The 19,894-nt window shown below is 45.8% G+C and carries 20 protein-coding genes; 16 read left to right on the top strand and 4 right to left on the bottom strand.

The annotated features are described in order from the left end of the window. Nucleotides 1-47: 47 nt before the first annotated feature. Nucleotides 48-704, top strand: a complete 657-nt coding sequence (locus EXZ60_RS00300) for an HAD family phosphatase (RefSeq protein WP_064626556.1) — start codon at nucleotides 48-50, stop codon at nucleotides 702-704. A gap of 129 nt (nucleotides 705-833) precedes the next feature. Here EXZ60_RS00300 and EXZ60_RS00305 read toward each other — a convergent pair whose 3' ends face one another. The 3 genes from EXZ60_RS00305 to EXZ60_RS00315 all read right to left on the bottom strand — a co-directional run bounded on the left by EXZ60_RS00305 (nucleotide 834) and on the right by EXZ60_RS00315 (nucleotide 4,540). After that, nucleotides 834-2,069: a Rid family detoxifying hydrolase gene (locus tag EXZ60_RS00305; RefSeq protein ID WP_064626555.1), complete on the bottom strand. Its 1,236-nt coding sequence runs from the start codon at nucleotides 2,067-2,069 to the stop codon at nucleotides 834-836. Between the two features lie 446 nt (nucleotides 2,070-2,515). Continuing rightward, on the bottom strand, nucleotides 2,516-3,742 hold the full coding sequence (locus EXZ60_RS00310; RefSeq protein ID WP_064626554.1) for a DEAD/DEAH box helicase: 1,227 nt from the start codon (nucleotides 3,740-3,742) through the stop codon (nucleotides 2,516-2,518). 45 nt (nucleotides 3,743-3,787) lie between these two features. Next, nucleotides 3,788-4,540 carry a UTRA domain-containing protein gene (locus EXZ60_RS00315; protein ID WP_017046832.1) on the bottom strand — a complete coding sequence of 251 codons (753 nt, stop codon included), beginning with the start codon at nucleotides 4,538-4,540 and terminating at the stop codon, nucleotides 3,788-3,790. A gap of 212 nt (nucleotides 4,541-4,752) precedes the next feature. Here EXZ60_RS00315 and EXZ60_RS00320 point away from each other — a divergent pair, with 212 nt between their 5' ends. The 12 genes from EXZ60_RS00320 (at nucleotide 4,753) to EXZ60_RS00375 (ending at nucleotide 16,090) form a co-directional block, all read left to right on the top strand. Beyond that, complete coding sequence (locus tag EXZ60_RS00320) at nucleotides 4,753-5,814, top strand: ABC transporter substrate-binding protein (RefSeq protein WP_277435088.1); 1,062 nt, start codon at nucleotides 4,753-4,755, stop codon at nucleotides 5,812-5,814. A gap of 9 nt (nucleotides 5,815-5,823) precedes the next feature. After that, nucleotides 5,824-6,627 (top strand): alkaline phosphatase family protein, encoded by an 804-nt coding sequence (locus tag EXZ60_RS00325; RefSeq protein ID WP_129532922.1) that lies wholly within the window; start codon nucleotides 5,824-5,826, stop codon nucleotides 6,625-6,627. Further along, nucleotides 6,627-7,526, top strand: coding sequence for an ABC transporter permease subunit (locus tag EXZ60_RS00330; protein ID WP_277435195.1), 900 nt, complete (start codon nucleotides 6,627-6,629; stop codon nucleotides 7,524-7,526). The genes EXZ60_RS00325 and EXZ60_RS00330 overlap by 1 nt, the downstream gene beginning before the upstream one ends. Further along, nucleotides 7,513-8,316, top strand: coding sequence for an ABC transporter permease (locus EXZ60_RS00335; protein WP_277435089.1), 804 nt, complete (start codon nucleotides 7,513-7,515; stop codon nucleotides 8,314-8,316). Before EXZ60_RS00330 ends, EXZ60_RS00335 begins: the two co-directional genes overlap by 14 nt. Then, a complete protein-coding gene (locus EXZ60_RS00340; RefSeq protein WP_017046834.1) occupies nucleotides 8,313-9,362 on the top strand; it encodes an ABC transporter ATP-binding protein in 1,050 nt (349 codons plus the stop codon). Before EXZ60_RS00335 ends, EXZ60_RS00340 begins: the two co-directional genes overlap by 4 nt. A 4-nt stretch (nucleotides 9,363-9,366) precedes the next feature. Next, nucleotides 9,367-10,026, top strand: coding sequence for an HAD family hydrolase (locus EXZ60_RS00345; RefSeq protein WP_019280796.1), 660 nt, complete (start codon nucleotides 9,367-9,369; stop codon nucleotides 10,024-10,026). Nucleotides 10,027-10,123: 97 nt separating this feature from the next. After that, complete coding sequence (locus tag EXZ60_RS00350; RefSeq protein WP_064626548.1) at nucleotides 10,124-11,080, top strand: HlyD family efflux transporter periplasmic adaptor subunit; 957 nt, start codon at nucleotides 10,124-10,126, stop codon at nucleotides 11,078-11,080. Beyond that, nucleotides 11,080-12,006 (top strand): ABC transporter ATP-binding protein, encoded by a 927-nt coding sequence (locus tag EXZ60_RS00355; RefSeq protein ID WP_017044975.1) that lies wholly within the window; start codon nucleotides 11,080-11,082, stop codon nucleotides 12,004-12,006. Before EXZ60_RS00350 ends, EXZ60_RS00355 begins: the two co-directional genes overlap by 1 nt. Continuing rightward, nucleotides 12,003-13,100, top strand: a complete 1,098-nt coding sequence (locus EXZ60_RS00360) for an ABC transporter permease (protein ID WP_277435090.1) — start codon at nucleotides 12,003-12,005, stop codon at nucleotides 13,098-13,100. Before EXZ60_RS00355 ends, EXZ60_RS00360 begins: the two co-directional genes overlap by 4 nt. A gap of 50 nt (nucleotides 13,101-13,150) precedes the next feature. Further along, nucleotides 13,151-13,525, top strand: coding sequence for a rhodanese-like domain-containing protein (locus EXZ60_RS00365; RefSeq protein ID WP_017049317.1), 375 nt, complete (start codon nucleotides 13,151-13,153; stop codon nucleotides 13,523-13,525). A 154-nt stretch (nucleotides 13,526-13,679) separates the two neighbouring features. After that, nucleotides 13,680-15,233, top strand: a complete 1,554-nt coding sequence (locus EXZ60_RS00370; protein WP_277435091.1) for a cryptochrome/photolyase family protein — start codon at nucleotides 13,680-13,682, stop codon at nucleotides 15,231-15,233. 98 nt (nucleotides 15,234-15,331) lie between these two features. Beyond that, nucleotides 15,332-16,090, top strand: coding sequence for an EAL domain-containing protein (locus tag EXZ60_RS00375; protein WP_026028439.1), 759 nt, complete (start codon nucleotides 15,332-15,334; stop codon nucleotides 16,088-16,090). A 32-nt stretch (nucleotides 16,091-16,122) separates the two neighbouring features. Here the strand turns inward: EXZ60_RS00375 and EXZ60_RS00380 are convergent, their stop codons facing one another. After that, nucleotides 16,123-17,151, bottom strand: coding sequence for a VirK/YbjX family protein (locus EXZ60_RS00380; RefSeq protein WP_017046842.1), 1,029 nt, complete (start codon nucleotides 17,149-17,151; stop codon nucleotides 16,123-16,125). Nucleotides 17,152-17,264: 113 nt separating this feature from the next. Between EXZ60_RS00380 and slyA the strand changes: the two genes are divergently transcribed. The 3 genes from slyA to EXZ60_RS00395 are packed head-to-tail and all read left to right on the top strand — an operon-like array spanning nucleotide 17,265 to nucleotide 19,856. After that, entirely contained in the window at nucleotides 17,265-17,747 is a 483-nt protein-coding gene (gene slyA / locus EXZ60_RS00385; protein ID WP_019283056.1) for a transcriptional regulator SlyA, read from the top strand. A 6-nt stretch (nucleotides 17,748-17,753) separates the two neighbouring features. Beyond that, nucleotides 17,754-18,809 carry an HlyD family secretion protein gene (locus tag EXZ60_RS00390; RefSeq protein WP_277435092.1) on the top strand — a complete coding sequence of 352 codons (1,056 nt, stop codon included), beginning with the start codon at nucleotides 17,754-17,756 and terminating at the stop codon, nucleotides 18,807-18,809. Between the two features lie 12 nt (nucleotides 18,810-18,821). After that, nucleotides 18,822-19,856 (top strand): DUF2955 domain-containing protein, encoded by a 1,035-nt coding sequence (locus EXZ60_RS00395; protein WP_277435093.1) that lies wholly within the window; start codon nucleotides 18,822-18,824, stop codon nucleotides 19,854-19,856. Nucleotides 19,857-19,894 lie beyond the last annotated feature (38 nt).

The following is a 19,894-nucleotide window of genomic DNA, read 5'->3' on the forward strand; positions in this document are numbered from 1 at the left end:
TTATGTGAAAATAGCCCACTCCATTTCACTCGCCTAAAGTTGTACTTATGAAATTTCAAGCTGCCATTTTTGATATGGATGGACTGTTACTCGACACGGAACGTGTCTGCCTTACAATATTCGAACAAGCTTGCCACGCAGTTGGCGTCCCATTTTTAAAAGAGGTTTATCTCTCGGCTATTGGTCGCAATGCGGCAGGCATTGAACAAGCACTGCGCGCAGGCTACGGGCCAGAATTAAACTATCCGGTATTACATACGGAGTGGCGTAAACGTTACGATGCCGTGGTGAAACACCAGGCGATCCCAGTGAAAGAAGGGGTTATCGAGTTATTACAATGGTTAAAAGCGAATCGTGTTCCTACTGCCGTCGCAACATCAACCCAAAAAGACGTGGCACAAATTAAGCTGCGCCTTTCAGGCCTTGAGCAATACTTTGACTCGTTCACAACCGGTTGTGAAGTGACACATGGCAAACCCGATCCAGAGATTTATCTACTCGCTGCGCAACGTCTTGGCGCTGAACCGACCCAATGTTTAGCCTTTGAAGATTCTAATAACGGCGTGCGATCCGCCGTGAGTGCGAATATGATCACCTACCAAATTCCTGATCTCGTCGAACCCAGTGAAGAAGTTTTGGCGCTTGGACACCAAGTGGTCCCCTCACTACATCACGTTTTAACGGCCCTGAAAAACAGTAATTGAGCGGTTTTTCATGCGTCGGCTGATTTTGATTACCACAGCCAGGCAGCGTGGTATTGCAATTACAGGTAGCTAACAAGTAACAAGGGGATATCGTTGATACCCCCTTCTTTAGTCAATAATAAAGATTCGTTAATGTTTAGGTGGCGTACCTTCACAATTAGAAACCACCGCGTCAATTTGTATTAACGCATCCATAGGCAGCTCTGAAACACCAATCACGGTTCTCGCAGGTAGCTCATGGTTAAAGAAGGTTGTGTAAACTTCATTGACAATATTAATGTCATCCATATTTTTTATTTGAATATTGACTTTAACAATATCATCCATAACATGCTCAACACTTTCTACAATATTCTTTATATTTTCTAAACACTGCTTAACTTGTTCTTTTATTCCACAAGCAACAACTTCATTATTTTTTGGAGATAAAGGTAACTGACCTGAAATATGATTATAATGAGAAAAAGCAACAGAGTGGGAATAGCCGACTTTAGGTGCATTCACGGTATTATTTGCTTCAATCACAAGTAAGCGAGCATCTTCAGGAAGCTGTGGCGGTGTACCATCACCATGTGACACAACAACATCAATTTGCACCAATGCATTCATAGGCAAGTCAGCAACACGAACTAGGCTTCGCGCAGGCACATAACTTGGGAAAAATTGTCCACAGACTTCATTGATGGCTTCTGCATCAGATATATCTTTAAGAAATATCGTTGTTTTAACGATATCAGCCATCGTATGACCAATACTTTCTAAGATAGCATTAATATTATTCAAACACTGTTGACTCTGTTCTTTAATACCACCTTGTACTATTTCTCCCGTTTTAGGTTCAATCGGCAATTGAGCCGAGAGGTTATTATAATGAGAGAAGGCCGCGGTTTGAGAGTATAGACCTTGAGGTGCATGCTCAGTATTCCTTGACACTTTGATGAGCTCACAAGGCGCTTGTGGAGCAGTGCCTTCACCGTTTGAAATAAGAGCATCAATTTGCACTAAAGCATCACTGACAGGTAAAGCCGTAACCGCCGCTATGGTCACTGTAGGAAGCGGCCCCTGAAAAAAAGTGGGGTATACTTTTTTGATGGCATCAATATCTGAAATATTCTTTACAAAAATATTCATTTTGACCACATCATCCATAACGTGACCAATACTTTCTACGATAGACTGTATATTATTCAGACATTGCTTTGTTTGGTCATTTATACAACCAATAACAATTTCACCCGTTTTAGGATCTATCGGTAGTTGTGCTGAAATATTATTATAATGAGAAAAAGCGACAGTTTGTGTAGAGACAGCACATATAGGTGCATTTTCTGTGTTTCTTGAAACCTTTACAATATCGGCAGCCATATCGAAATTTATCCTATTATTAGTAGAAATAAGAATTTATATTTAATAAGTGTTTTTTGATAAAACAATCAAAGTGGCGAAATGGTAAGTTAAAAAATTTTCAGTAAATGTGACATACATTAAAATATTATTTGACTAGAAAGTCATCGCTTATATTGATAATGATTGATTAACGACTAATTATCCACAATCGTGTTAATAACGTGGATTAAAGAATATTTATCCTAGAAATGATTCTAAAATTGTGAATATAATCTCATGAAACTGAATACTGCATTTTCTTGATTTAGTCCAATAATGATAGGTTGTTCACAATAAGCTGCTGAAAATTTACACATAAACTCGATTAATGTGCCATTTCAATCGTAATAAATGCATAAATTTCCTGAGTCACTTAGTTTCCTTACTCCATCAAAACGCACAATAGCATGCGTATATTGAGCTACTTAATGGCTTGTTTTCTGCTGAAACTGCTTCACGCTGCGCTTTTGAGCACTGCGGCGGTTGGCTTGCTTATCGCGCGGTTTGCGCTTCGGTTCACCGCTAGTAGGTTGGTCTGTCACTGGAAAATCGGTCAACGCCTGCAGCGGTAAAGCGCGCTGCGTTAAGCTGCGGATTGCCTCCAGCGCTTGGCTTTCACCATGGCAGACCAGTGAAATTGCCACACCACCTTGACCAGCACGCGCTGTGCGGCCCACGCGGTGAATATAAACTGGCGCACTAGGCGGTAAATCAAAATTGATCACCACTGGCAGCGCGTCAATGTGAATACCACGCGCCAGTAAATCGGTGGCCACCAGTACATCCACTTGATTCGCTTTGAAATCGGCTAACGTTTGCTCGCGAATAACTTGATCTTTTTCACCATGCAAAGCTGCCGCACGAATACCCGCTTTGAGTAATTTTTTCGCGACCGCGTCAGCACTATCACGAGCGCTAATGAACACTAATACTTGCTGCCCAGCCCGCTGTTTAATCAGAGCAATTAATGCTTGTGCTTTACTGCCCTTATTCACAAGGTAGAGCTGCTCTTCAATTTCTTCCACCACTTGATTGGCTTGATTCGCCTCTATCTTTACCGGGTTATTTAACACGGCCAATGCCACCTGTTCGAGATCGGCGGCGAGTGTGGCGGAAAACAACAACGTTTGTTTGGTTTGGGGCATAAAACTGAGCAGGCGTTGTACATCCGGCCAAAACCCCATCTCTAACAGTCTGTCAGCTTCATCTAACACCACACAGTGCATCGACTCCAATGAGATCAGTTGCTGTGTGAGTAAATCAAGCAAGCGGCCCGGTGTCGCGACGATTAAATGCGGTAATTTGGCCAACTGCGCAAGCTGCTCTTCTTGGGCCACTCCCCCGCATAAAGTGCATAAGCTAATGCCCATTTTGCTTGCCACGGTACTCAGCTCTTGGCTGACTTGTTGTGCTAATTCACGGGTAGGAACAATGACAACCGATTGAATTTCAAGAGTATTAACTTCAATCCGTTGCAGTAAAGGCAAACCATAAGCTAACGTTTTACCACTGCCCGTCTGCGCGAAGGCAAGCACATCTTGCCCAGAAAGTACGGCTGGAATAGCCAATTGTTGGATTTTGGTCGCCGTGTGTCGCGACGCAGGCAGCGCAGCCATCAAAGGGGCGCTTAAGTTAAGCTTAGAAAAATTCATAAACGACTAGCAGGGTGAAAAAGGTTGCGCCGAGTCTAAAGCTATTCATTCTCCATCACAACTGTCGATACGGATCAGGACTGAATCTGGCCGCCAGTACTCAAATTCGCAGTCCATGATCTCGCCATCTTGTTTGTAATTAACTCGACAAATTTTCATTACAGATTGGCCAGCAGCCAAGTTAAGGGCTTTTGCCACATGAAGAGGCGCAGCCGTAGGGATCACCTCAAAACGAGAACGCGTGGTGATGTAACCGTATTTTTGCTGATAGAGATGCGTTAACGAAGCGGTTAAATTTTCCTCTAATATCTTTGGAAACCACTGCGCAATCAGGCAGTTTTCGACAAACAGTACCGCTCGCCCGTCAATCGAGCGCAACCGTTCAATAATATGAATGGGCGTAATTCGGTCAATATCCATCGCTCTTGCATACTCACGAGAAGCCATCACGCTGCGTACCGCAACTAGCTTAGTTTCTGCGATTCGGTGCTGCTCGCGGATCATCTGGTGGAAGTGGCAACGCGATAGCGGGTTATAATGAATTCGCGCCGGAGAGACAAACCAGCCACGCCGCTCTTCTCGGTAAATCAACCCTTCGGTTTCCAGTGAAACCAAAGCGTCTTTAATTGTAATGCGCGTTGTATTAAACAATTCACTCAATTCACGTTCAGATGGCAGTTTTTGTCTGTCGCTCAGCATCCCACTGCAAATTTGCTCACGAAGGGTGCCTTTAATATTACCAAGTTGGGTCTTTTCTAAAGGAGCATTTGCCACTGGCAAAGGGCTGCGAAATCTCATGCGTGACCTAGTCCAATATTATACAGAGTGAATAAACGTCTTTTAGACTACTTAAGGCAGATAACAGATTTATGACAGGCTAATTGATTGAATTTGAAATAAAAGTGCAATAGAAAATCATCAAAAATGTCAAATAACTACACCGAAAACGTCACAATTCTTCCCTAGGATAAAAATCGAACTTACTGACCTAGTCCAGAAGGATAGCGACAATGAAAACCTTATTTACCCGCGCAACGACTGCCACAGCACTTGCGCTGACTCTTTCAACTTCGGCTTTTGCTAAAGAGGCTGATTTACAATCTTTGATCAACGCAGCGAAACAAGAAGGCCAAGTGTACAGCATTGGTATGCCCGGCAGTTGGGCTAACTGGCAAGATACGTGGAGCGATTTAGGTAAGATTTATGGCCTAAAACACCAAGATACGGATATGAGCTCAGCGCAAGAAATTGCCAAGTTTGAAGCCGAAAAGAAAAATGCGACCGCCGATATCGGTGATGTTGGCTTTGCGTTTGCTCGCGTGGCGGTGAAAAAAGGCGTAACTCAAGCGTACAAACCGAGCACTTGGAATGACATCCCTGACTGGGCCAAAGATAAAGATGGCCACTGGGCTCTGGCTTATACGGGCACCATTTCATTTATCTCGAACAATAATCTAGTCAAGAATGCGCCAAAAACGTGGAACGATTTGCTCAAAGGCGATTACAAAATCAGTATTGGTAATGTCGGTGTTGCTGCGCAAGCAAATAATGCCGTACTAGCCGCTGCTTTTGCTCATGGTGGCAGTGAAAAGAACCTCGATCCGGCAATCGAATTTTTTGCCAAACTCGCCAAGCAAGGGCGCTTATCATTTACAGACCCAAGTATCGCTAACCTCGAAAGAGGTGAAGTTGAAGTGGCCGTATTGTGGGATTTCAACGCCCTAAGTTACCGTGACCAAATTGACCGTAACCGCTTTACCGTTAACATTCCGCAAGATGGTTCTGTGATTTCCGGCTACACCACCATCATCAATAAATACGCCAAAAACCCAAACGCGGCCAAGCTAGCACGTGAATACATCTTTAGCGATCAAGGCCAAATCAACCTTGCACAAGGCTATGCTCGCCCGATCCGCAGCAACGTTGCACTGCCTGCTGCGGTACAAAGCAAATTGATTGCTAACGATCAATACCAGAACGTGAGCCCAATTAGCGACTTTAATGCTTGGGAAAAATCAGCTCGTCAATTGCCACGTCAATGGCAAGAAAATGTCATTATCCACCAGCAGTAAGAGGCAACCATGAACAATAAGGTGATCCTTGTTGTTCTTGATGGACTCAATTATTCCGTAGCCCGTGATTGCATGGGCTACTTAAACGGCTTAATTGAGCAGCAAAGAGCAACCTTATACTCCCTACAATGTGAATTGCCTTCGTTATCGCGTCCTTTGTATGAATGTCTACTCACTGGCGTAAAGCCTGTCGAAAGCGGCATTGTTCATAACCACATTGTGCGCCTTTCACATCATCAATCCATCTTCAGTTTGGCAAAAGAGCAAGGGCTGACAACAGCCGCAGCGGCGTATCATTGGGTCAGCGAGCTCTATAACCGCACGCCTTTTGATGCAACGCGCGATCGTTTTACCTGTGATAAAACACTCAATATTCAGCATGGCTGTTTTTATCACTGGGATCACTATCCCGATGAAGCACTGTTTTTAGACGCCGAACACTTACGTCGTACTCATCAGCCTGATTTTTTACTGATCCATCCAATGAATATCGATGATGCTGGACATAAGTTTGGCCTTGATTCAGGACAGTATCGTAATAGTGCACGCATGGCCGATGCGCTGTTATCTCACTTTTTAGAAAGCTGGCTAAACGATGGCTACCAAGTGATGGTGACCAGCGATCACGGCATGAACAATGACAAGTCACACGGCGGAATATTAACCGAAGAGCGCAACGTCCCGCTTTTTGTATTGGGCGATCAATTTTCGCACCAAGCTTGTGAGATCAAACAAACTGAGCTCTGCGGCCTATGCTGCCAACTGCTTAATCTTGATCACAATAAGCCCTTTTCTGCGGAGTGCTTAGCATGATCAGTAGCCAAGTTATTAGCAAGCCTAGCGCCGTGCTGAGCCAATCAACACACTGGGCACGCAAACTCAAACCTGCGTTATGGCTTACTCCTTTTGCGCTGTTTTTCTACTTATTTCAGCTCGCCCCCATGCTGTGGGTTTTGTTCAACAGCTTTATCTCTGACGATCAATGGTCACTAGACCATTATCGCGAAATCTTCAGCTCATCCTTTATTTTACAAGGGCTGGGCAATAGTTTGTGGCTCGCCATATGGTCCAGCGTCGCGGGCCTTGCGATTGCGGCAATGTTGGTCGCCTCCTTACGCCGAGTCGATGGCAAGCTGCGCGATGGTGTGATCGCCTTTACCAATATGAGCAGTAATTTTGCTGGCGTCCCTTTGGCATTCGCTTTCATTATTATTCTTGGGGTCAACGGCGCACTGACTTTGTTGCTCAAGCAATACGGTTTGATTGAAGAGTTCAACCTGTACGGCAAATGGGGACTGCTGGCGATGTATATCTACTTTCAGATCCCTCTTGGCGTGCTGCTGCTCTATCCTGCATTTGATGCGCTCAGTGATGACTGGCAAGCGGCGGCGTCCACTCTGGGTGCCAACGGATGGCAATATTGGCAAAAAATCGCCTTGCCTGTGCTTTCACCAGCCCTACTCGGCACCTTGATTATCCTAATCGCCAATGCGATGGGCGCATATGCCAGCGTCTACGCACTCACATCCGGCAACTACAACGTCATTACGGTACGCATTGCCAGTTTAGTGGCGGGAGATCTGTTCTTAGAGCCCAATTTAGCCGCCGCCATTTCCGTGGTATTGATGCTAATTTTAGCCTTCATTACTGTGATCAATCAGTGGCTAATTGCGAAAAGCTATAGCGCAAGGAGCACTCATGCAAAACGCTAATCCTACCCTTAATAAAATCACCTTTCATAAAAGCGTGGTCTATTCCATCGTGGGAGTGATGTTGCTGCCCATTTTGGCCACCTTGGTTTATTCCTTTTCTTCACGCTGGGGCGCAACGATTTTACCCGATGGCTTCACCTTTGACTGGTATCTCAAACTGCTGACCGACCCTCGCTTTCTCGATGCATTTGGCCGCTCATTGCTGATTGGCATCGCTTCTCTGACACTCAGCGCGGTTTTGATTATTCCGGCGATCTTCGTGGTGTTTTACTATTTCCCTCGTCTCGATAAAGTAATGAACCTGCTGATTTTAATCCCTTTTGCGGTACCGCCTGTGGTCTCTTCAGTTGGATTACTGCAACTGTACGCCGATAGCCAATTTCCAATTGTGGGTACACCTTGGATTTTGATTGGCACTTATTTCACCATTGCGCTGCCGTTTATGTACCGTGCAATTGCCAACAGTTTTGAGGCGATCCATCTGCACGATCTCATGGACGCCGCGCACCTGCTCGGCGCAAGCACCAGCCGTGCTTTTTTACTGATCGTACTGCCAAACATTAGAAAAGGGTTGATGGCTTCGCTGTTTCTATCCTTCTCTTTTCTACTTGGCGAGTTTGTATTTGCGAACATTCTGGTCGGCACGCGCTATGAAACCTTGCAGATTTATCTCTACAACATGCGTCAGACTAGTGGTCACTTCACCTCCGCGTTAGTGATGACTTACTTCCTATTTATCTTTTTACTGACTTGGCTCGCCAGTCGTTTTAGCCGAGGATCCACTCAATGAATTCGACGACCCACACAACCTCTCGCTCTGATTACGTCCACGTCGCCAACCTCACCAAACGCTTTGGCAACAATACCGTTTTTGAAGGGATTGAATTTTCCATTGAGCAAGGGGAATTTGTCACGCTACTTGGTCCGAGCGGCTGCGGGAAATCGACTCTATTACGCAGTTTGGCTGGCTTAAATCCCGTCGATGACGGCGAAATTTGGGTCAACGGTGAAAACATCACTAACCAAACACCACAGCAACGCGGCATTGGCATGGTGTTTCAATCCTACGCTCTGTTTCCGAATATGACGGTGGCTGAAAACATCGCTTTTGGCCTCAAAATGCAAGGGCAAGACAGAGCTTACATCGCGCGCGAAGTACAAAAAGTGGTCGAACTGGTTTCGCTGATAGGGAAAGAAAAACACTATCCCAACCAGCTCTCGGGTGGGCAGCGCCAACGCGTCGCTTTAGCTCGCGCCTTAGTGGTCAAGCCGCGTATTTTGCTACTTGATGAACCCCTTTCAGCACTGGATGCCAAAATTCGCAAACACTTGCGCCAGCAGATCCGTGATATTCAAAAAGAGCTCAATCTCACCACCGTATTTGTAACCCATGATCAAGAAGAGGCGATGATTCTCTCTGATCGTATTTTTTTAATGCACCAAGGTGAAATCGTTCAGCAAGGCTCCCCAGAAAGCATTTATACTCAGCCAGCCAATGAGTTTGTGGCTGGTTTTATGGGCCATTACAATTTAGTAGAGGCGGCCACCGCCAAGCAGTTGTTTAACATAGACACGGCTTGGAAAGTGGCTATTCGCCCCGAATCCATCTACGTCAAGGAAGCTGGGCGGAGCTATGGTGCCCATGTTTCTGCGCCGCAACATGGCACCATCAAGCATCACCAATTACTGGGTAATGTCATTCGCTACCATGTGGATGTGCGAGGCTGCGAGCTCACGGTCGATTTACTCAATCGTTCGTCAGAGCGATTATTTGCCACTGGCAGTCAGCTAGAATTACTGTTTAACCTTAACGAAATACAACCTGTGAGAGCCTAAATAGATGCCGACACCTCTATACGTTTTTGATATGGACGACACATTGATTGACGGCGACTGCGCAATGATTTGGAGCGAATATTTGGCCGATAAGGGCATAGCGAGCGACCCTGATTTTGTCGCGCAAGATAGGCTGATCATGTCACGCTATGCCAGCGGTGAAATGGACATGGAAGATTACCTCGATTTTGCGATGCAACCTTTGCTCACCCTACCCACAGAGCAAGTCCAGCGCTTGGCGGACGATTGTGTCGCTACACGCATCGTACCTAGGCTATTTCCTCAAGCCAAAGCACTCATTAAACAGTTAACGGACGAGCGTATTCAAATGCTCATTATTTCGGCGTCGGTCAGTTTTTTGGTTAAAGCTGTCGCCCGTAAAATAGGCGTTGCAGAGGCGATGGGTATCGATATGGTCATAGAGAACAACCATTACACCACGCATATTTTGGGAACACCCACCTACCGAGACGGTAAAGTCACTCGCTTAAATGAATGGCTAGCTAAGCGCCCACAATACGTGGGTCAAGTGCATTTTTTCACTGACTCGATCAATGATTTACCTTTGTGTCTACACGCCGATTTCACCTATTTGGTCAACCCATGCACGCGCCTCATCCAATACGCTCAGCCCCAACAATGGCCGATATTAAAGTGGGGCTAATCACATCCTCTACTTTTGATGAACCATGTAGCTTGAGGCGCTGGCGGTAAACTTCTAGTATGAAGACAATAAGTTAACCGAGCCTCTCGCCATGAGCATGAAACATCGCATTGCCTTTATCTCTCTTTTACTGTCAACTCTCAATGCTTGCTCGCCGGAAAATAGCGCGCAAGCATTGGGCACTTTAGAGCGAGACCGCATCACTTTTTCCGCCACCGCCAATGAGATCATTCGCGCGCTTCCTGTCGCGGAAGGCAGCGCAGTGCATGCTGGCGAAGTATTGGTTCGACTAGATACCAGAAATCAGCAGGCGGTGCTGGCCCATGCACTCGCAGAGGCGGCCAAAGCGCAAGCGTATTTGCTCAAACTGAGTAATGGTGAACGCCAAGAAGACACGGCAGCCGCACAAGCCAAAGTCAATCGCGCACAAGCCAAACTGACAGAGGCGTTGCAAAACTTCAAACGTGTGGAAGAACTGGTTGGTAAAAAGCTCCTCAGCCAATCAGAAAAAGACAGCGCCACCGCCACGCGTGACGCCGCTCGTGCCGAACTCGATTCTGCAAAAGAAGAGTTTGCTAAGCTCACCGCTGGCACTCGCCCTGAAGATATTGAACAAGCCCAAGCGGCGCTGACCGCCGCCAAAGCCGACGTCTCACTGCAACAGCAAAAGCTCGACGAGTTAACCATTGTCGCAACCCGCGATGGAATTTTGGATAACCTCCCATACAACTTGGGTGAGCGCGTTCCAAGCAACGGCATTGTCGCCATCATCCAAGCCAGCCGCATCCCTTATGCTCGCGTCTACGTTCCCGCACCACACCGTTTAGCTGTCGTGCCGGGCGCACAATTTCCAGTGCATATCGACGGTATAAAAGAGCCGTTGCAAGGCACAGTGCGTTGGGTGGCAACGGAACCCTCTTTCACGCCTTACTACGCACTGACCGAAAATGAACGCGCCCGCTTAATGTATCTAGCCGAAGTGGATCTGCCCGAATCCGCGCAATCGCTCCCTTCTGGCATTCCAGCGCAAGTCGATTTAGCGAGGCAAAAATAGTGACTGAACTCGCCATTCACGCCCGTAATGTGGTCAAAAAATTTGGTGATTTCACTGCGATTGAAGGCATCAATCTGAGTGTCCCCAAAGGAACCATTTACGGTTTTCTCGGCCCAAATGGTTGTGGCAAATCGACCACAATTCGCGTGCTCACGGGTTTATTAAGCCCTACCTCCGGCAGTGTTGATGTACTGGGGTTAGCGATCCCAAAACAATCCGAGCAATTGCGCCTAAAAATTGGTTATATGACGCAAAAATTTTCGTTATACGATGATTTGACCGTAGAGGAAAACCTACAATTTATTGGGCAAATTTTTGGTATGCCGCGCAAAGCATTGGCACAACGGCTCAATGAACAGTTGTGCACTTATGGGCTTGATCAGCGCCGAAAACAACGCGTAAGTGGGATGAGTGGCGGCCAAAAGCAGCGCTTGTCACTAGCAGCAGCCACGATGCATAAACCTGAACTGCTGTTTTTGGATGAACCAACGTCGGCGGTCGATCCTGAAAATAGACGGGAATTTTGGGAACAATTGTTCGATCTTTCAGACCAAGGCACCACCATTTTGATCACCACTCACTACATGGATGAAGCGGAACGCTGCCACCGTTTAGCCATCATGGAATCGGGTTTAATTCGTGCAGATGGTGAGCCAGAAACCTTAATGAACACGATGGGCGTCAACATTGTCGAAGTCCGAGCCCATAATTTGCGCCAATTAAAAGAAAAAGTCATGGCTCGGGCGGAGGTTCGCTCTGCTGCGCAACTTGGCATCCGCTTGCGGATCCTTATTCATCAACAAGTCACACAACCTATCGCGTGGCTAAAAACAACCTTCCCTGAACTGGCTGAAGCTGAGATGAATCTAGCTCGCCCAAGTTTGGAAGATGTCTTTGTCACTGTGACTGGCAAGGGGCGTCAATGAAAGCACTGTTTCGAATGAAAGCGGTGATGGTGAAAGAGATACGCCAACTCTCGCGAGACAGAATTACGTTTGGCATGGTAGTGATGATCCCACTGATCCAGTTGTTGCTATTTGGCTTTGCCATCAATACTGACGTACGCAATATTCCGATCGCCATCGTTGATCAAAGTGAAAGTACCCTCGGACGGTTAATTGTAGAGTCAGTCAAAGCCACACAGGTTGTGAGCGTCAAACACACTTTTGCCACAGCAGATCAAGCTGAACATGCAATTGAACAAGGTAACGTGAGAGCAGCGCTGATCCTGCCAAAAGATCTCACCCAGCGCGCGGTGCAAAACCGCGTGTTAGGCCAGTGGATTGTTGATGGCTCCGATACGATGATCAGTGCCTCCATTTTAGGTCTGCAATCCATGCCGCTGACCGATTTTGATTTTGACATTCGTCCAGCTACCGTCAAAACCTTTGAAGTCACGCTGTTTTATAACCCCACTCGCCGCTCTGCGGTTAATATCGTGCCCGGTTTACTGGGGGTTATTTTAACCATGACGATGATCCTCTTCACCAGTGCCGCGATTGTGCGAGAAAAAGAGCGCGGCAATTTAGAACTGCTGATCACAACGCCAATTCACTCTATTGAGCTTATGGTCGCCAAAATTGTGCCCTATATTTTTGTCGGATTAATTCAGGTCTTCATCATCTTGGGCTTAGGGCATTTTATTTTTGACGTGCCCATTAATGGTACGATCAGCCAAATTCTCTTCGGTACTTTGCTGTTTATCGCCGCCAGTTTGACCTTAGGTTTGGTGATTTCAACCATTGCTTCCACTCAACTGCAAGCCATGCAAATGACTGTTTTTATCTTACTGCCTTCAATTTTACTTTCTGGATTTATGTTTCCCTACGAAGGCATGCCAGTAGCAGCGCAGTGGATTTCTGAAGCGTTGCCCGCGACCCACTTTATGCGCATGATCCGCGGGATTGTGTTGCGCGGTGCTAACCTCATGGATCTATGGCGAGATGCATTATGGATGTTAAGCTTTACCGTCGGTGGGATTATCGTCGCGTCGTTGAGATTTAAGAAATCCCTTGATTAACGCCATTCACATTTGAAGGCTAATTTTTAAGCCAAAAGAAGGAAACTAACATGTTAAAGTCACTGATGACCAAAGCGTTATTGTGTGTAGGCCTGATCTCCAATACCTCAGATGCATTGGCATCAGAGCGCTCAACGATAGCATGGCAATGGATTGAAAATGGCGCGCTTTTAGTCGATGTTCGAACCGCAGCAGAATTTGCAGCTGGCCATATTGAAGGTGCGCTAAACTACCCACTTGATACTGTTAGCAGTGCTTTTTCTCACATCGATAAACAACAACCGATTGTGGTTTACTGCCGCAGCGGCAATCGATCGGGCCAAGCCATGGCCTATTTACTCGAGCAAGGATTCACTCAAGTACATAACGGCGGCGGTTTAGAGGAAATGATCATTCATCCTTCGGCAATAAAGCCACTCAATTGATGTTAGCCTACTCACATTCACGTTATCGCTCTGTTTGTTCTTAATTGGCTCTCAAAGCGCAACAGAAAGACAGCGCTTGTTATTCGGCAACAATGATCGATTTTTTGATTGGAACGTAGAAGATGTTCGATAACCAATCTCAACGGTATACAGCATGCGAACGTACAAAACCTTACGCTTGATCCTAGGCGATCAGCTCAACATCAAGCACTCTTGGTTTAACAAAACGGATGATTCCGTACTGTACGTGATAGCTGAACTTAAACAAGAAACAGGCTATGTAAAACATCACATTCAAAAAATCTGCGCCTTTTTTGCCGCGATGGAAGCTTTTGCCGAATTATTGCAAAGTGAGGGACACCAGGTTCTCTACTTGACCCTTGATGAAACTGCCGATTATTTGCAGCTACCACCATTGATTAGCGATCTGTGTCATCAGATCAACGCAGAATACTTTCACTATCAGCGACCTGATGAATACCGAGTTTGGCAACAGTTGCAGGAGCTAAACCTCTCTCATACACAAGTGACTTGTTTTGATACTGAACACTTTTTATTGCCTTTTGACGAGATCACTCAGCATTTTAACACCAACAAAACCACTATTATGGAGCCGTTTTATCGCAAAATGCGTAAGCGATTCGGTATTCTTCTGCAAGATGATCATCAAACGCCTTTGGGTGGGCGTTGGAATTTTGATCACCAAAATCGCAATAAGCTCAGCGCGCAAGACATAGAAAACCTACCCAAACCACTTAGCTTTCAAAACGATGTCAGTGCAATTTATAACCGTTTACAGCACCATAATATTCACGTTTTCGGCCTGTATACTCCTTCATTGTTATGGCCGATTAACCGCTCACAAGCGCTGTCATTATTGGCCCACTTTTGTCAGTACGGCTTGCCGCTGTTTGGTCGCTTTCAAGATGCAATGACGGCAAAGAGCCCACATCGTTGGAGCCTCTACCATAGCCGGCTCTCTTTTGCACTCAACTGCAAACTACTATCGCCTGCAGAAGTCATTCAAAGTGCACTCATGCGATTTGAGAATGACAATACGATGGATTTAGCACAAATCGAAGGATTCATTAGGCAAATTTTGGGCTGGCGTGAGTACATTCGAGGCATTTATTGGGCGAACATGCCCCAATACGCCAAGCACAACGCCCTTGACGCTCAACGACCTCTTCTTCACTATTATTGGACAGGGGATACTCGTATGCATTGTGTTAAACAAGCCGTAACTCAATCACTGGAATTTTCCTACGCACATCATATCCAACGTTTGATGATCACGGGTAATTTTGCACTCCTATCAGGTTGCGAGCCGGATGAGGTGGATGACTGGTACTTAGGTATTTATATTGATGCATTGCAATGGGTAGAAATGCCCAATACCCGAGGTATGGCTCTGTTTGCTGATGGGGGAATTGTTGCTACCAAGCCTTATGCCGCAAGCGGCTCTTACATCAATAAAATGAGTGATTACTGCAAAGATTGTCACTACCAAGTAAAGAGCCGTAGTGGTCTAAATTCATGTCCATTCAATAGTTTATATTGGCAGTTCATGCTCACTCATCGTGAACGGTTAGCCAAAAATCCAAGGATAGGTATGATTTATAAAAATTGGGATAACACTGAAAACGCCACTCAACAAGCAATCTTAGATCAAGCTCAATACTATCTACACCATATTGAAGAGCTGTAGCTCGTCGGCTTACTGGTCACGTTTTTATTTATGCAATTTGGTGAGCACGCTGCAAGTAACTATAATCATGCTATTCGATTAAATATCAGTGAGTGATTATGCAACAACAGCAAGTCCATATGGACCAACGTATTTGCCAGCAATGCTCAGAAAAACAAAACTTGCCTTTTGACTTCACCATGGCTTTCCAACCCATAGTGAACGTTGCAGATAACACCATCTTTGGCTACGAGGCACTCGTACGAGGTCTGAATAATGAATCGGCTTACTCCATCATTGAACAAGTCAGTGATGACAACCGATACCGCTTTGACCAACTTTGTCGAATCAAAGCGATTAAACTCGCGGCTAAACTAAAACTGTCAGGTATTTTGAGCATTAATTTTTTACCTAATGCCGTTTACCAACCAGAGCGCTGTATCCGCACCACATTAGAGGCAGCAAAGCAGTTCGGTTTCCCGACAGAACGGATCATGTTTGAATTTACTGAGGTGGAAAAAATCGTAGACACAGCGCACATAAAACGGATCGTCGCTTATTACTCCAACCTAGGATTTACTACCGCGATTGATGATTTCGGTGCAGGCTACGCCGGGCTTGGGCTATTGGTTAACTTCCAAACTAAAATAGTAAAATTAGATATGTCACTGCTGCGTAATATCGATCAAGACATCACGAAGCAAGCAATCGTCCGTCATACTGTCGCAATGCTCATTGAGCTAGGGATTTGTCCACTCGCTGAAGGTATTGAAACTCAACAAGAAATGTTATGGCTAAAACGACTCGGCATTGAACTCATGCAAGGCTACTATTTTGCGAAACCTGAGTTTGAAGCATTGCCTACAGTGACGTTTTGAACCATAACATCAGCCTCTAATTTTGGGATCCATCAAACCACGAAATGCTTGGGCATAAGTTTCAACTGTTCAATACGGCCCGACATGGCTGTTTCCACCTCGGCTAACCACTCATAACGTTTAGTATATAGACGGCGTTTATTGCGATTTAGCGTCTCAACACCTTTACGGTTTGGTGTGGTTGGCAAACGGTACAAATATTTACTCATTTTCTCTGCTTCGTACTCTGTCCACAGTTCATCGTAATCAAAGCTTACTGATTTGCGCTTTGAGCCAATATAACGCAACGCTTGATACATATGGCCGCGGTTAGAAATCGCATACAGGTTCTCAACCCCTAAAATACGCGCTAGCGTCATGATCATTTCAACCATCAGTGCTTTAGTTCTTAAGCCGTGAGTCGTGCGCGTCAAATCTTTAATGATTTGATTACGATCGGTCACACCACTGCTTGGACCTTGTAGTGAACCAATGTAAATACTGCGCCCTTGATCAGAAACATTGAAACTGATCGAGTAAATTTTCTGCCCTTTTTCATCCGTCAGTTGCAGCCCCAACGAGCCTTCTCTTATCTCTCCACTGCACAGGCTTAATGAATAACTCGCCCCATTTTTGTCGTAAAAATCAAAAATAGAGAAGCCTGATTCTGAGAAAAACTTCGCAGCATTAAAGCCAAACTGTTCAACTAAGTAGATAAAATGTTGATTAATGTGCCATGTACGCTCTTTGGCAGACCAATTGACGCAGAGATAAGGTTTTAATGGTTTTTCCAAAAACTGTGGGCATTGCTTCAATACCTCCGCTAACTCGGAGCACGAAAACAGCCTCAGCATACTTTTTAGAGCATAGGCATTGGTCACGCCCCATAAACAAAAACGGATATTCTTCCTGATTTTAGACCAGCCTTTGGTATTGGGGTAAATCGTTTCGGAGAGTTCAGACAGGCTAAACAGGTAGTCGAGTTTATTTTCAATTATCATAGTATGGACCAGAATTTCAGCAGCTAGGACAGCCTCAAACATTGGGGAGTCGCTCATTGAAAATAATGTACAGTGTTTCATTGAGAGGTGCTGTCCTGAGTTTGTATGAAAATGTCAGCCTTCGTCATTAGCTATTTACTTAGCGCGCTAACTAAACTATATTACTTAGCACGCTAAGTAATATGTGACTCGTTATGATTGAAAACACACACACCCTGAAAGAATTATCACTCGCTGAGCAGTTTGCTCGTCTCTCACGCTTATGGAAAATGGTGGCGGACCGAGAACTCTCACCCTTGGGCCTTACCCATCCTCGTTGGACCGCATTGTGGAAATTACAGCGTCTCGGTGACAACGTCAGTCAAAAAACCTTAGCCGAAGCGTTAGAAATAGAACTGGCTTCTTTAATGCGAACTTTAAAGCAGCTCGAAGAACAATCGCTGATCGAACGTCACTGCTGTCACAACGATAAGCGCGCTCGAATCGTCAGTTTGACGAGTAACGGGCGTGCTCTTATCAAGCAGATGGAAACCCGTATTTTGCAAGTTCGCCAAAACTTACTGGGTAATATTGACGATCAACAATTGCACCAACTGACTCTTACGCTCGAACAAATCTCACACAACGCTCTAGATACGCTCAGCAAACCGATAGCAACACCTTCAAAGGAACAATAATTACTTATGACACCTGATCAAAAATTTGCACTTTGGATCAAATATTCCATCGTTGCTTTTGTGGCGCTCTTTGCCTATTTTTTGGTGGCCGATTTGGCTATGCCTTTAACACCGCAAGCCATGGCAACGCGGACTGTGACCAAAATATCTCCCCGAGTTAATGGTCAAATCAGTGATGTTTTTGTCACTAATAATCAAACCGTACACAAGGGTGAAGCACTTTTCACCATCGACCCACAACCCTATCAACTGGCGGTAGAGCAGGCCCAACTCAATTATGAACGTGCGGTACAAGGTAACGCTCAATTGGATGCATCGATTGCAGCCGCAGAAGCTAATGTCACGGCAAGCCGTATCGTTGCCGATCAAAAGTTGCGCGAAGCTAACCGATTAAACACTCTGTTTGCACGCAATGGGACTTCTCAGCAACTTAAAGACGATGCACAAAGTGGCGCTACCGCCGCGAAAGCCAATTTGGTTGCAGCGCAAGCTCACCTGCAAGAATTGCACGTCAGTCGAGGTAATAGTGACGAGAGTAATGTCAGCATTCGCGCCGCTTTGAACCAATTGGCGCAGGCCAAGCTAAACCTTGCCTACACACAAACGCTAGCAGAGCAAGATGGTGTCATTACCAACTTACAGCTTGAAACGGGCACCTACGCCGCAGCAGGTATGCCGTTAGTTGCGTTGGTAGCGACGGATGTAGACGTGATTGCTGATTTTAGAGAAAAAAGCTTACGCCATTTCCCAGACAATAGCCGCGCCCTAGTTGCTTTTGATAGCAAACCCGGCGAAGTCTTTACCGCGCGTATTCGTAGCCTGGATGCTGGGGTAAGCACTGGTCAGTTTGATGCGAATGGGCGTTTAGCCACTCCAACAGAATCTAATCGCTGGGTGCGTGATGCACAACGCATGCGTGTGCACCTTTCGCTCGATGAAACGATGTCAACATTGCCTTCCGGTGCTCGTGCGACGGTACAGTTGCTACCAGAAAGTGGCCCGTTTGCTTGGCTGGCAAAAATGCAAATTCAGTTTCTAAGCACTCTGCACTACATCTATTAAGCGGAGTAAAAAATGCGACTTTGGGATCATCCATTATCTGAAAATGATTTTCGCCAATGCGTCAGAATTGCAACAGGTGCGACGCTTGGTTTTACCTTTTGTAAACTACTGGGTTGGAACTACGGGGTATTTTTTACCGTAACACCGATGCTGTTACTGGGCATGGTGCCCGTCATGAATACACACGCCGCAAGGCAACTGCTCGCTTCCGCCGTCGTTTGTGGCTTAGAAGTAGCCATTCTCGGGGGGCTGTTTGGCGCTCATCCGGCACTGATGACGATGATGGCTTTCGTATTGTTTCTCTACAAATTTGCTTGTATGTCGAAAGGCAGCTTATTCTTGTTTGGAGCGAACAGCGTATTGAGCTTGAGCATCATGCTGCACTTTGCAAGCTACCCCACAACTGATCTTAGCGATCTGATTACCAGTAACTTTATCGCGAATTTGCTTTCGGTAATGGTCGCTTATCTGGTGACATTTTGTATTCCCGACGTACAGAAAAGGCAACCTCCCGCTCATGCAAGCGTGCCAAAAGAGTCACATCGTATGCGTCATGAAGCGCTCATGGGCGCAACCATTGCCACACTCTCTTTCGTTGTGTTTCAGGTGTTTGATCTGCAAGATTCAATGTCCGCGCAAGCCACAACCTTGTTGCTACTTTTCCCGATGCATTGGAACGGAGCGCTAGGCTACGCACGCAAACGCGCGATGGGTACTCTGCTTGGTGTCACTTTCGGTATTGCGGTCCAACTGCTGCTCTACGATTGGTCAGGTCAGCTTTTATTTGTTATTCCGCTGCTGTGGATAGGTGCGATGCTCTTTAGCTACTGGCATGTAAAAGAATCCAGCGGTTCAGGGGTCGGCTTTGGCTCATTGACTACCTTGGGGATCTTGTTTGGTCAATATTTGACGCCGGGCAATGATTTAATTTTCAGTGCCCTGTACCGAGTCGGCAGTATTTTGTTTGCTATTGTCGCCACATTACTTACAACCTATGTGATCCATCGATTGCTGAATCAATTCAAAGCCACCCAATTTGGCCAGTAATTAAAAACCCTGCACATAGGTGCAGGGTCAACATCACA

The sequence above is a fragment of the Vibrio sp. 1151_11 genome (assembly GCF_029478525.1).
In the GTDB taxonomy this organism is placed as follows: Bacteria; Pseudomonadota; Gammaproteobacteria; order Enterobacterales; family Vibrionaceae; genus Vibrio; species Vibrio anguillarum.

Excerpts from the sequence above, each read along its gene's own strand:
- EXZ60_RS00300 (WP_064626556.1), top strand. The coding sequence starts at position 48 with ATGAAATTTCAAGCTGCCATTTTTGATATGGATGGACTGTTACTCGAC.
- EXZ60_RS00305 (WP_064626555.1), bottom strand. The coding sequence starts at position 2,069 with ATGGCTGCCGATATTGTAAAGGTTTCAAGAAACACAGAAAATGCACCT.
- EXZ60_RS00310 (WP_064626554.1), bottom strand. The coding sequence starts at position 3,742 with ATGAATTTTTCTAAGCTTAACTTAAGCGCCCCTTTGATGGCTGCGCTG.
- EXZ60_RS00315 (WP_017046832.1), bottom strand. The coding sequence starts at position 4,540 with ATGAGATTTCGCAGCCCTTTGCCAGTGGCAAATGCTCCTTTAGAAAAG.
- EXZ60_RS00320 (WP_277435088.1), top strand. The coding sequence starts at position 4,753 with ATGAAAACCTTATTTACCCGCGCAACGACTGCCACAGCACTTGCGCTG.
- EXZ60_RS00325 (WP_129532922.1), top strand. The coding sequence starts at position 5,824 with ATGAACAATAAGGTGATCCTTGTTGTTCTTGATGGACTCAATTATTCC.
- EXZ60_RS00335 (WP_277435089.1), top strand. The coding sequence starts at position 7,513 with ATGCAAAACGCTAATCCTACCCTTAATAAAATCACCTTTCATAAAAGC.
- EXZ60_RS00340 (WP_017046834.1), top strand. The coding sequence starts at position 8,313 with ATGAATTCGACGACCCACACAACCTCTCGCTCTGATTACGTCCACGTC.
- EXZ60_RS00345 (WP_019280796.1), top strand. The coding sequence starts at position 9,367 with ATGCCGACACCTCTATACGTTTTTGATATGGACGACACATTGATTGAC.
- EXZ60_RS00350 (WP_064626548.1), top strand. The coding sequence starts at position 10,124 with ATGAAACATCGCATTGCCTTTATCTCTCTTTTACTGTCAACTCTCAAT.
- EXZ60_RS00360 (WP_277435090.1), top strand. The coding sequence starts at position 12,003 with ATGAAAGCACTGTTTCGAATGAAAGCGGTGATGGTGAAAGAGATACGC.
- EXZ60_RS00365 (WP_017049317.1), top strand. The coding sequence starts at position 13,151 with ATGTTAAAGTCACTGATGACCAAAGCGTTATTGTGTGTAGGCCTGATC.
- EXZ60_RS00370 (WP_277435091.1), top strand. The coding sequence starts at position 13,680 with ATGCGAACGTACAAAACCTTACGCTTGATCCTAGGCGATCAGCTCAAC.
- EXZ60_RS00375 (WP_026028439.1), top strand. The coding sequence starts at position 15,332 with ATGCAACAACAGCAAGTCCATATGGACCAACGTATTTGCCAGCAATGC.
- EXZ60_RS00380 (WP_017046842.1), bottom strand. The coding sequence starts at position 17,151 with ATGAAACACTGTACATTATTTTCAATGAGCGACTCCCCAATGTTTGAG.
- slyA (WP_019283056.1), top strand. The coding sequence starts at position 17,265 with ATGATTGAAAACACACACACCCTGAAAGAATTATCACTCGCTGAGCAG.
- EXZ60_RS00390 (WP_277435092.1), top strand. The coding sequence starts at position 17,754 with ATGACACCTGATCAAAAATTTGCACTTTGGATCAAATATTCCATCGTT.
- EXZ60_RS00395 (WP_277435093.1), top strand. The coding sequence starts at position 18,822 with ATGCGACTTTGGGATCATCCATTATCTGAAAATGATTTTCGCCAATGC.